Source organism: Pseudomonas sp. IPO3749 (assembly GCF_013386605.1).
Classification (GTDB): domain Bacteria; phylum Pseudomonadota; class Gammaproteobacteria; order Pseudomonadales; family Pseudomonadaceae; genus Aquipseudomonas; species Aquipseudomonas azotoformans_A.
Genome location: NZ_JACARN010000035.1, coordinates 52,808 through 63,805, shown reverse-complemented (window position 1 = coordinate 63,805; position 10,998 = coordinate 52,808). Strand labels below are relative to the sequence as shown.

Annotated in this window: 11 protein-coding genes; 7 read left to right on the top strand and 4 right to left on the bottom strand. The window is 63.1% G+C overall.

What is annotated here, in order from left to right; all coding sequences use genetic code 11:
- Positions 1-156: 156 nt before the first annotated feature.
- A complete protein-coding gene (gene aroA, locus HX812_RS14745) occupies positions 157-1,413 on the top strand; it encodes a 3-phosphoshikimate 1-carboxyvinyltransferase (RefSeq protein WP_033901469.1) in 1,257 nt (418 codons plus the stop codon).
- 32 nt (positions 1,414-1,445) lie between these two features.
- Positions 1,446-1,835, top strand: coding sequence for a hypothetical protein (locus HX812_RS14740; protein ID WP_038850157.1), 390 nt, complete (start codon positions 1,446-1,448; stop codon positions 1,833-1,835).
- A gap of 1 nt (position 1,836) precedes the next feature.
- Here the strand turns inward: HX812_RS14740 and HX812_RS14735 are convergent, their stop codons facing one another.
- Entirely contained in the window at positions 1,837-2,436 is a 600-nt protein-coding gene (locus tag HX812_RS14735; RefSeq protein ID WP_038850159.1) for an NAD(P)H-dependent oxidoreductase, read from the bottom strand.
- Between the two features lie 69 nt (positions 2,437-2,505).
- On the opposite strand from HX812_RS14735, the gene HX812_RS14730 reads away from it, so the two are divergent.
- Positions 2,506-3,099: a TetR/AcrR family transcriptional regulator gene (locus HX812_RS14730; protein WP_038850161.1), complete on the top strand. Its 594-nt coding sequence runs from the start codon at positions 2,506-2,508 to the stop codon at positions 3,097-3,099.
- Positions 3,100-3,210: 111 nt separating this feature from the next.
- Positions 3,211-3,588 (top strand): hypothetical protein, encoded by a 378-nt coding sequence (locus tag HX812_RS14725; protein ID WP_038850163.1) that lies wholly within the window; start codon positions 3,211-3,213, stop codon positions 3,586-3,588.
- 20 nt (positions 3,589-3,608) lie between these two features.
- Here the strand turns inward: HX812_RS14725 and HX812_RS14720 are convergent, their stop codons facing one another.
- Positions 3,609-4,277, bottom strand: a complete 669-nt coding sequence (locus tag HX812_RS14720; protein ID WP_038850164.1) for a GNAT family N-acetyltransferase — start codon at positions 4,275-4,277, stop codon at positions 3,609-3,611.
- Positions 4,278-4,297: 20 nt separating this feature from the next.
- Entirely contained in the window at positions 4,298-5,206 is a 909-nt protein-coding gene (locus HX812_RS14715) for a LysR family transcriptional regulator (protein ID WP_038850165.1), read from the bottom strand.
- A gap of 112 nt (positions 5,207-5,318) precedes the next feature.
- Here HX812_RS14715 and HX812_RS14710 point away from each other — a divergent pair, with 112 nt between their 5' ends.
- From HX812_RS14710 to HX812_RS14700, 3 genes are all read left to right on the top strand, one after another.
- Positions 5,319-6,533, top strand: coding sequence for an MFS transporter (locus HX812_RS14710; RefSeq protein ID WP_038850166.1), 1,215 nt, complete (start codon positions 5,319-5,321; stop codon positions 6,531-6,533).
- An 82-nt stretch (positions 6,534-6,615) separates the two neighbouring features.
- Entirely contained in the window at positions 6,616-7,467 is an 852-nt protein-coding gene (locus HX812_RS14705; protein ID WP_038850168.1) for a CAP domain-containing protein, read from the top strand.
- Between the two features lie 152 nt (positions 7,468-7,619).
- Entirely contained in the window at positions 7,620-9,800 is a 2,181-nt protein-coding gene (locus HX812_RS14700) for a GAF domain-containing protein (protein WP_038850170.1), read from the top strand.
- Between the two features lie 3 nt (positions 9,801-9,803).
- Here HX812_RS14700 and HX812_RS14695 read toward each other — a convergent pair whose 3' ends face one another.
- A complete protein-coding gene (locus HX812_RS14695) occupies positions 9,804-10,970 on the bottom strand; it encodes a diguanylate cyclase (protein ID WP_038850172.1) in 1,167 nt (388 codons plus the stop codon).
- Positions 10,971-10,998: the final 28 nt, after the last annotated feature.

Here is a 10,998-nt window from a genome sequence, read left to right as displayed (position 1 = left end):
GCGATGCGGCGATCCGACAAGCCAGCTCCCACAGTTGGAACGATATACACCCAGTAAATATAAGCGGCCGTGCCCCCAAGCTCGACAAGCACCACCCCTATACCCGATTATTCAACTCCGCCCGCCGCCCGCGCCATGAATCAGGAGCCCTGTACCTTGAGTTCGCAGAAAACCGTGACCGTCACCCCGCCCAACGTCCCCCTCAATGGCAAGGTCGCGCCCCCCGGCTCCAAATCCATTACCAACCGCGCCCTGCTGCTCGCCGCCCTGGCCAAAGGCACCAGCCGCCTCAGCGGCGCGCTCAAGAGCGACGACACCCGCCACATGTCCGTGGCCCTGCGCCAAATGGGCGTGACTATCGACGAACCCGACGACACCACCTTCGTCGTCACCGGCCAAGGCAAACTGCAACTGCCGCCGCAGCCACTGTTCCTCGGCAACGCCGGCACCGCCATGCGCTTCCTCACCGCTGCCGTCGCCACCGTGGAAGGCACCGTGGTACTGGACGGCGATGACTACATGCAAAAACGCCCAATCGGCCCGCTGCTGGCAACCCTCGGCCAGAACGGCATCCCGGTCGACAGCCCCACCGGTTGCCCGCCGGTCACCGTGCACGGCGTCGGCAAGATCAAGGCCAAGCGTTTCGAAATCGACGGCGGCCTGTCCAGCCAGTACGTATCGGCCCTGCTGATGCTCGCCGCCTGCGGCGAAGCGCCGATTGAAGTGGCGCTGACCGGCAAGGACATCGGTGCCCGTGGCTACGTGGACCTGACCCTGGACTGCATGCGCGCCTTCGGTGCTCAGGTCGAGGCGGTTGACGACACCACCTGGCGCGTGGCCCCCACCGGCTACACCGCCCACGACTACCTGATCGAACCCGACGCCTCCGCCGCCACCTACCTGTGGGCCGCTGAGGTGTTGACCGGTGGCCGCATCGACATCGGCGTGGCCGCCCAGGATTTCACCCAGCCGGACGCCAAGGCCCAGGCCGTGATCGCGCAGTTCCCCAACATGCAGGCCACGGTGGTCGGCTCGCAGATGCAGGACGCCATCCCGACCCTGGCGGTGCTTGCGGCGTTCAACAACACCCCAGTGCGTTTCACCGAACTGGCCAACCTGCGGGTCAAGGAATGTGATCGCGTACAGGCCCTGCACGACGGCCTCAACGAGATCCGCCCTGGCCTGGCGACCATCGAAGGCGACGACCTGCTGGTAGCCAGCGACCCGGCCCTGGCCGGCACGGCCTGCAACGCGTTGATCGACACCCACGCCGACCACCGCATCGCCATGTGCTTTGCCCTGGCCGGGCTGAAAGTCTCGGGGATACGCATCCAGGACCCCGACTGCGTGGCCAAGACCTATCCTGACTACTGGAAGGCCCTGGGCAGTCTTGGGGTTCAGTTGAGCTACTGAGGGCTCGGCGTCGGAATGGGGAGGCAAAGCACATGACCATCCGCCAACCCTGCCCACCCGGCGCCTGCGTCTGCGATCGCGAACAACTGCTGCAAGCGCCGGGCGCCGACCTGCGTATCCTCAACCTCACGCGGCAAGAAGAAAAGAAACTGCTCGACCGCCTTGAACACCTCAAGAGCCTGCAAGACCTGGAGCGCATGCAGCAGCTGATGTACCAGCAATTGGGCATCCGTGTGCATGTCGCGCCCGGCCACACCGAGGTCAAGAGCATGCGGGGCATCCAGATCGTCATCGACGAGCTGCCGGGCCTGTGCCGCAAGACCCGCCAATCGATCCCGGCCGCGATCCGTCGAGGCCTGGAGAATCAGCCGGAAATCGCCTACCGCCTGTTGGACGCCCACGATTTGTTTCGCGACGGTTGAATCAACCGGCGACTGCTTGCGTTTCGAACAGCCTTTCGCCCAAGGCCCTGGCCTTTTCCAGATGCGCCTGCGCCCCGCCGCTTTCCGAATCCAGCAACAGCGCTGACGTGACCACTTGTGCGCCGCAGTAATCGAAGATTCCGTAGTCAATTTGCGTGCGCATGGACTTGGCGTAGCCATGTCGATCAAACGCGTCGTCATCGGCAGCGCCCAGCGCCAGCAGATGGACCTGCAAGTGGCGCAATTTCTTCACCACCGGGGTATCGGGGCCGTAATCGATGGCCCAACCGTTGATGAACACGCGGTCGATCCAGCCCTTGAGCAGGCCGGGCATGGACCACCAGTAGATCGGGAATGCCAGAACCAGCGCGTCGGCACGGTCGATACGGGCCTGTTCAGCCAGTACGTCGGCTGGCGGCGTGGCGCGCGTGCGGTGTACCCGATGGTCGGCGGCGTTGTAGCGCGGGTCGAACCCTTCGGCAGCGAGGTCGGCGATTTCGAAGGTGTGGCCCGACGCAGCGAGGCCGGCGGCGACCTGGGCGGCCACGCTGTGGGTGAGGGATTGCGGGTCGTGATGAGCAACAACGATGAGTGCGTGCATGACATTGACTCCCTGAGAGGTTACGCTGGACTTAAGTTACGATTAGTAAGTTACTTTTGGTATATAAGCATGTCAAGCACAGCGTCCCCAGCTCCTCGTCGTCGCCTGTCCCGCGAAGATCGCCTGCGTCAACTGCTGGACGTGGCCTGGCAACTGGTGCGCGATGAAGGCACCGAAGCCCTGACCCTAGGCCGCCTGGCCGAGTTAGCGGGCGTGACCAAGCCGGTGGTCTATGACCATTTCGTCACCCGCGCCGGGTTGCTGGCCGCGTTGTATGAGGACTTCGATGCGCGTCAGGACCAGGTCTTTGCCAGCGCCATCGCAGCCAGCAGCGCAACCCTTGACGACCGGGCCTGGGTGATCGCCTCTTCCTATGTGGATTGCGTGTTGTTGCAGGGTCGGGAAATCCCGGGGGTGATTGCAGCCCTCAGCAGTTCGCCGGAACTGGAGGCCCTCAAGCGCCAGTACGAGGCGATCTTCCTCGACAAATGCCGTGACGCGCTGTCGCCCTTTGGCCGCCTCTCCCAGGCAGGGCTGCGCGGCATGCTGGGGGCGGCGGAGGCACTGTCCCAGGCCGCAGCCAGTGGCGAGATCAGTCGCGAAGAGGCACAGCAGGAGTTGCTGGCGACCATCCTGGCGATGGTCAATCGCGGCCGCGTTTAAATAATTTCTGACAGGGCAGGAATAAACCGGCGCGGCGGGTGTTTACCTGAGTACGGCGTGTGAATACAGCACAACGCCAGTACTCAAACCTATAAATACCAGGAGTTCGTCATGCTGAAAAAATTCTCCCTCGCGGCTGCCGTCGTCATCGCCTGCGCCTCCTCCATGGCCTTCTCCGCCCCGGCCAAGGTGGCCGACAGCGCCAAGGGTAAAGTGCTGGTGGACAGCAAAGGCATGACCCTCTACACCTTCGCCAAAGACAGCGCCGGCAAGTCCGTGTGCAACGGCCAGTGCCTGGCCAACTGGCCGGCGTTTACCGCCTCGGCGGCAGCGAAGGATGCGGACGGCTACACCGTGATCACCCGTGACGACGGCAGCAAACAATGGGCCTACAAGGGCCAGGCGCTGTACACCTGGGTCAAGGACAGCAAGCCGGGCGACATCACCGGTGACGGCGTTGGCGGTAACTGGAACCTGGCCAAGCCATAAGGTCAGTGCGGGGCTGTCGTTCAGCCCCGCTTCTGTACGAACATCTGCACCTTGCGCGCCAGTTGATCAAGGTGCCGATCCCGTTGCTTCTCGGCATCCACCATGGCGCGCTTGCCGTGCTTTTGCAGCAGGTAGGTATGAATCTGCCGCACCTCCAATGAGCGGTAGATCGCCGCCACATCCAGCACGCCCAGCAAGCCGTCAGTGCCGTAGTCCCGTGTATTCATCAGCACCTGGGTGCCGCGCGCGCCGCGCACTTGGAAGCCCATGCCTTCGAACGCCGGCACTTTCTCAATTGAACACGCCAACTCCGCATGGGGATAACGACTCAGTACGTCGCCCATCATTGCGCGCGCCACACCCTGGCGCCGGTAGCCGACCTGCACCGCCATGAACGCGATACCGCAGGCTTCGGGATCGTCCTTCACCGGCAGGTACAGGCAAAAGCCGATCAGCTTGTCCTCTTCCATCGCCACCACCAACTCGACGGCAATGCCCTTGGCGCCATTCAGCGCCTCCAGGTACAGGTGCACCTCAAAGCCAATGGCGTACTGATAGATGTTGTACAGCAGGTTGCTCGGCGGCAGCGCCACGCTGCTGATGTCGGTGAGGTTGTCGACCACCATCTGCAGGATCTGAGCATTGATGGGCTCGGGGCACGGCGTGGTGTAGCGGGTAAGGCTGAACATGCAAATTCCTGGGTTTAGCGTCAAGGCAGCGGCGATTGTACCTGTTGCAGCGCGCACACCTCACGCAAACATCCGCGCAACCAGCGATGGGCCAGGTCGGCATCCAGCCTGGGGTGCCAGAGCATCGACACGCTGAAGGTGGGCAATGCCAACGGCAATGCAAAGCTGTGCAGGCCCGCACGTTGGTGGGTCGTGTAGCGTTCGGGCACGCTGGCGATCAGGTCGGTGTCGCGGGCCAGGGCGATAGCGGTGGCGAAACCGGCGACCACGGTATTGATCTGTCGCGTGAGGCCCTGAGCTTGAAGTAAGTCATCGATCTGGCCCCGGTCCTGGCCGCGCCGGGAGACGTAGACGTGCTGGCCTGCGGCGTAACGTTCAACGCTGACGTCACCCAGGCTGAGAGGATGGCCACTGCGCACCACGCCGACCAGGCGATCGCGAAACAGCGCCTGGGTCAGCACTTCCGGGCTGGCGGCGGGGTCGACCACGCCGGTTTCCAGGTCGACGCTGCCCTCACGTAGCAAGGTGCTGTCCTTATCGGTTTTATTGATGAAACGCAGGCGCACGCCGGGTGCGTCCTCAGCGATGCGGGCCAGCAGCGCCGGGCCGAAGTTTTCGACGAACTCTTCGCTGGTGCGCAGGGTGAAGGTACGCGCCACCTGGGCCATGTCCAGGGATTGCGCGGGACGCAGCACCGCATTGGCCTCCTGCACCAAGCGGCTGACCTGCTCACGCAACGCCACCGCCCTGGGGGTGGGCACCAGGCCGCGACCGGCGCGCACCAGCAACGGGTCGCCGGTGGTCTCGCGCAATCGGGCCAGCGCACGGCTCATGGCCGAAGGGCTCAGGCGCAGGCGTTTGGCCGCAGCCGCGACACTGCCTTCGGCGAGCAGCACATCCAGGGTGATCAGCAGATTGAGATCGGGCATCAGCACTCCTTATAAGGCGTTGCATGCATCTATTAACTGCAACTCATGCGTCTTCCGCCATGTTAGGCGACGCCGTAGATTTGTGACAATTGCCTTTACTCAAGGAGTGTCCATGTCTACCCCTTCACGCGGCAGCCTCATCAGCCTGTCCCTGTCCACGCTGCTCGCCTCGCTGGGCACCAGCATTGCCAACATCGGCCTGCCCAGCCTGGCTCAGGCGTTTGATGCGTCTTTCCACGCGGTACAGTGGGTGGTACTGACTTACCTGTTGGCGGTCACAGCAGTGATTGTGAGTGCCGGACGCCTGGGCGACCGGTTCGGACGGCGGCGGTTGTTGCTCGCCGGGTTGCTGTTGTTCTCCGTGGCATGCGGGCTGTGCGGCATGGCGCCGTCTCTGGCATGGCTGGTTGCAGCACGCGTCCTGCAAGGCCTGGGTGCGGCCGTGATGATGGCGATGGCCCTGGGCATGGTCGGTGACACCGTCACTCAAGAGCGTACCGGCCGCGTGATGGGTTTGTTGGGCACGATGTCGGCCGTCGGTACCGCGATGGGCCCCAGTGTCGGCGGTGTATTGCTGAGTGTGTGGGGCTGGCGCGCGATTTTCCTGATTGGCATGCCATTGGGAGGGGTGGCCATCGCCCTTGCCTACCGCTACCTACCCGTTGATCGGCCCCACGTGGCATCCGCCGCCGACTCGAGTGTCTGGACATCATTAAAAGATACGTCGTTGCACACCGGCCTGGTCATGAGTGCCCTGGTCGCCGCCGTGATCATGGCCACTTTTGTGGTGGGGCCGTTCTATTTGTCGCGAGGACTGGGGCTCGATCCCGAGTGGATGGGCCTGGTCATGGCGGTCGGGCCCTGCGTCGCGGCCATCAGCGGTGTACCGGCCGGCAGGCTCACCGACCGCCTCGGCAGCCAACGCATGACCCTCTCCGGCCTGGGCCTGATGGCCGGTGGCGCGCTGCTGTTGGCCTTCGCTTCAGGCCTGTTCGCCTACCTGGGTGCTCTGGTGATCCTGACCACCGGCTACAGCCTGTTCCAGACCGCCAACAACACCGCCGTGATGAGCGATGTGGCGAGTGCGCGACGTGGCACGGTCTCGGGCCTGTTGAACCTGTCACGCAACCTCGGGCTGATTGTCGGCGCCTGGGCATTGGGGGCGGTATTCGCCTGGGCCAGCCCGGATGTCACCCGCGCCCTCCCCCAATCCATTGCCTATGGCCTGCACACAACGTTCGGCGTCGCACTGGCCATGATCCTGCTGGCATGCGTGATGGCATGGCGCCGCTTCAGTGCCTTCACCCCCCTGCAGAACACCCATTGAGGCAAAAAAACAAAAAAAGGCGTTGCACCAGACCGGGTTACATCGCGCATCATGGGCACTTTCAAGCTCAAGGGTAACGTCCATGCGCGTTCTGTCATTGATGATGGGTCTTACGACGCTGGCCGCCACTACGGTGTTCTGCGCCAGCGCGATGGCGAATGAAGAAAGTCAGTTGGTACAACAGATCAACCAATACCGCAGCCAGGTGCAACGCTGCGGCGACCAGGGGTCCCAGGAACTGCCGCCATTGGCCAGCGATACGCGGCTGGTGCTGCCGGCCACCAACGTTGGCGACCTGCAGCAGGCGCTGGCGCGGGCTGCGTACCCGATGGTCAACGTGCAGGCCATCAGCCTGTCCGGGCCCAAGGATGCCGGGGCGGCCATGAAGGCCGTGCGTGAAAGCTTCTGCCGCGTGGTGCTGGACCCGCAATTTGTCGATATCGGCGTGAGTAACAGCGGCCAGGACTGGCGCATCGTGCTTGCCCGCCCGCTACTCACCAGTGGCCTGGGCGATTGGCAGACCGAAGGCAAGCAACTGCTCAACCTGATCAACACCGCGCGTTCACAGCCGCGCCAGTGCGGCACCCAGGCATTCACGGCTACTACGCCTTTGTCCTGGAATGACGACCTGGCCGGCGCAGCCAACAGCCACACGCGCAACATGGCCAACGGCAACTTCTTCGATCACCTCGACCACGACGGCCGCACCCCTGGGGATCGCGCCGAACTGGCCGGGTATATCGCGAAGAACATCGGCGAAAACATCGCCGCCGGCCTGGACACGCCACGCAAGGTTGTCGACGGTTGGCTTGCCAGTCCGGGCCATTGCGCCAACTTGATGAACCCGCAATTTCGTGAGCTGGGCGCGGCGTATGCCATGGACCCGAAGAGCGATGCCGGGATTTATTGGACAGGGGTTTTCGGCGCGCAATAAAAGAATCTGCAAATCTATCCAAATGGATAGTGCAGCTAATTGCTATCACCGCGATAATCCCGCTGAACTGCCAGCGGGCATTCCGGTCTGTTGCTTGTTGGGCCGCCCCTTTCAGGCGTTAAACAGACCGTTGCAAACAAGGTGTTCTGGCAATGATGAATTGGCTGCAAAGCAGCAGCGACATGGCTGAGCGGGTTCGCCAGCATGATTGGGCAAGTACGCCCCTGGGGCCGCTGGAGCAGTGGCCGGATGTGCTCAAGACCACCGTCGCCTTGTGTTTTGCGTCGAGCTTCCCACAATCAATCATTTGGGGGCCTCACCTGACCACGTTGTACAACGACGCGTTCATTCCGATCCTGGGAGACAAGCCCTTTGCATTGGGTCGTCCATTCAGTGAGGTGTGGCGTGAAGTCTGGGACGACGTGAGCCCCATCGCCAATGCGGCGTTTGAGGGGCATGCCACTTATATCGAGAATTTTCCCCTGCTGATCGAGCGCGGCGCTGGCCTCGAACAAGCCTATTTCACCTTTTGCTACAGCCCTATCCGCGACCCCGAGGGTAAGGTCGTGGGCATGCTGGACACCGTCACCGAAACCACCGCCACCGTGTTCCTCAACCGCCGCCTGGCGGTGCTGGACGCGGTGGGCAGCGCCGTGGCCAATGCCACTGACGCCGAAAGCATCATGTCCACCACCACGCGCCTGCTGGCCGAACACTTGCAGGTGTCCAATTGCGCCTATGCCGACATGGATGCCGATGAAGATGGCTTTACCATTCGCGGCAACTGGGCGGCGCCGGGCTCGCCGAGCATCGTCGGGCACTACAGCCTGGCGTCGTTCGGCGCGCGGGCCGTGCAGCAGCTACGTGCCGGAGAACCGCTGGTGGTGCAGGACAACCGCGTCGAGTTCCCACCGCAGGAAGCCGCCAGTTATCAGGCCTTGGGCGCCTTGGCGACCGTGTGCTTTCCGCTGATCAAGGACGGTCGCCTCACCGCCTTGATGGCGGTGCACCACAAGACAGCGCGAATCTGGTCGCCCTATGACCTGGCCTTGGTCGGGGAAGTCACCGAGCGTTCCTGGGCGCATATCGAGCGGGTCCGCGCCGACGCCGCCGTACGCGAGGGCCTGGCCGCCTTCACGGAGCTGAACGCCACCCTGGAACAGCGGGTGCAGGAGCGCACCCATGCCCTCACCCAGGCCGAGGCCGCGCTGCGCCAGTCCCAGAAGCTCGAAGCCATCGGCCAATTGACCGGCGGCGTGGCCCATGACTTCAACAACCTGTTGACCATCATCCGCTCGTCGGTGGACTTCCTGCGCCAACCGGGGCTGTCCGAAGAGCGTCGCCAACGCTATATGAGCGCGGTGTCCGACACCGTCGACCGCGCGAGCAAACTCACCAGCCAACTGCTCGCCTTCGCCCGACGCCAACCGCTCAACCCGGAAGTCTTCGATGCAGGCCTGCGGGTCAAGAACATCGGCGAGATGCTCGAAAGCGTCACCGGCGCGCGCATCCGCGTGCAGGTGCAATTGCCCGACCGTCCATGCCATATACGCGTCGACGCCAGCCAGTTTGAAACCGCGCTGATCAATATCGCCCTGAATGCCCGAGACGCCATGGACGGGCAAGGCACCCTAAGCTTGCGCGTGGCCACGGTGGACGCGATGCCGCGCATCCGTGGCGATGAGGAAAGCCGCCAGCCCTTTGTCAGCATCGCCCTGGCCGATACCGGCAGTGGCATTCCCGGCGAGACGTTCGAACGCATTTTCGAGCCGTTCTTTACCACCAAAGCCGTGGGCAAAGGTACTGGGCTGGGGTTATCCCAGGTATTTGGCTTTGCCAAGCAGTCTGGTGGCAACGTCGATGTGGCCAGCGCACTGGGACAAGGCACTGTATTTACCTTGTACCTGCCGGAGGTGGCGGCGCAGGTAATAGCCCAAGAACAAAGCCTGCAAGATCCCTTGCCGGTCCAGGACATAGCGCTGCGCCATATCCTGATCGTGGAAGACAACCTCGAAGTGGGCCGCTTCGCCAACCAGATCCTGCAGGACCTGGGATACCGCACCACTTGGGCCACCGATGCGGAACAGGCGCTCGCATTAGCCGGCGCGGATGCCATGGCGTTTGACGGGGTGTTTTCCGATGTGGTGATGCCCGGCATGACCGGCGTGGCCATGGCCAAGGTGCTGCGCCAACGGCGCTCGGATTTGCCGGTGGTGCTCACCTCCGGCTACAGCGAGGAACTGGCCGAGAGTGGTTATGAAGGGTTCGAGTTCCTGCCCAAGCCCTACTCCGCCGACCAGGTCGCACGGGCACTCGCCAGAGCGATGCCCTGAGTCCTACTCCGCCACAGCCACCTGATTACGCCCCTGGGCCTTGGCCCGGTACAGCGCCTTGTCGGCGGTGTTCATCAGGCCATGCAGGTCTTGGTCCTGAGTATGGGTGGACGCCACGCCAAGGCTGGCGGTCAAGCCATGCACCGGCTCGGCGGCCAGGCCCGAGATGGCCTTGATCAACTGCTCGGCAATGTCCCGTGCGGTTTCCAGTGACGTATTGGGCAGCAACACCGCAAACTCCTCGCCGCCCAGGCGCCCATACACGTCGGCCTGACGGAACGAGGCACTGATCACCCCGCCAATCTGGCGCAGCACCTGGTCACCGGCCTGGTGGCCATAGGTGTCGTTGATTTCCTTGAAGTGATCCATGTCCATCATCAGCGCACACAAAGGTTGCTGATTGTGACGGCACTGCGCGTACAGCAACTGGGCATGTTCGAAGAAGGCACGGCGGTTCATCAGGCCTGTGAGTTCGTCGGTCTGTGCGGCGCGGGTGGAAATATTGTGGGCACGTTCCATCTGGCGAGTCAGGCGGAAGGCCTTTTCCAAGGCATCCGACAGTTTGCGCGTGGCACTCACCACAAAAGTGGAAAACACCAGGACCGCAATGGCCACGCCCACTTGCATCGAGGACGGCTGGAACAGCAGCCACAACGTGCACGGCAACAGCACCACGGCCATGGAGGCCAGCGTCATGTAGCGATAAGCCGAGTAGCAGGACACCGCGCTGACCGACATGCCCACGGTAAACAGCATGACCAACACCTGAGACAACCGATCATCGGTGGGCATGACCGCCAAGGCGCCCAGCCCCCAGGTTGCGGCAGACAGCATCAACGTGACCCAGTAGCGGCGCTCCCACCGATCTGGCGTGCGCTCGGCATTGGGGCAGCGGAACCACTCCATGAACATCTTGATGCGAAACAGGGACGTCGCTGCCAATACCACCAACCAGACCAGAATGACCTGATGGTCGAACCGGTCCCAGCACAGCCAGCACAGCATCACCGCGGCCAGGTAACTACCGAAAATCGCGGCGAATGACTGTCGGAACAGCTGGTGCAAACGATCGGTTCGCACCTGCTCCTCTATAAAGCAATCCTGGTCCTGCCCACGCCCAAGGCCATTCATGAAATTCGCCTGATCCGACTGCCACGACAAAGGCGCCATTGTGGCACCCTGCCACTAGCGCGGACAA

Coding starts and splice junctions, on each gene's coding strand:
- HX812_RS14735 (WP_038850159.1), bottom strand. CDS start 2,436: ATGCACGCACTCATCGTTGTTGCTCATCACGACCCGCAATCCCTCACC.
- HX812_RS14730 (WP_038850161.1), top strand. CDS start 2,506: ATGTCAAGCACAGCGTCCCCAGCTCCTCGTCGTCGCCTGTCCCGCGAA.
- HX812_RS14695 (WP_038850172.1), bottom strand. CDS start 10,970: ATGGCGCCTTTGTCGTGGCAGTCGGATCAGGCGAATTTCATGAATGGC.
- HX812_RS14705 (WP_038850168.1), top strand. CDS start 6,616: ATGCGCGTTCTGTCATTGATGATGGGTCTTACGACGCTGGCCGCCACT.
- HX812_RS14725 (WP_038850163.1), top strand. CDS start 3,211: ATGCTGAAAAAATTCTCCCTCGCGGCTGCCGTCGTCATCGCCTGCGCC.
- HX812_RS14700 (WP_038850170.1), top strand. CDS start 7,620: ATGATGAATTGGCTGCAAAGCAGCAGCGACATGGCTGAGCGGGTTCGC.
- HX812_RS14710 (WP_038850166.1), top strand. CDS start 5,319: ATGTCTACCCCTTCACGCGGCAGCCTCATCAGCCTGTCCCTGTCCACG.
- HX812_RS14720 (WP_038850164.1), bottom strand. CDS start 4,277: ATGTTCAGCCTTACCCGCTACACCACGCCGTGCCCCGAGCCCATCAAT.
- HX812_RS14715 (WP_038850165.1), bottom strand. CDS start 5,206: ATGCCCGATCTCAATCTGCTGATCACCCTGGATGTGCTGCTCGCCGAA.
- HX812_RS14740 (WP_038850157.1), top strand. CDS start 1,446: ATGACCATCCGCCAACCCTGCCCACCCGGCGCCTGCGTCTGCGATCGC.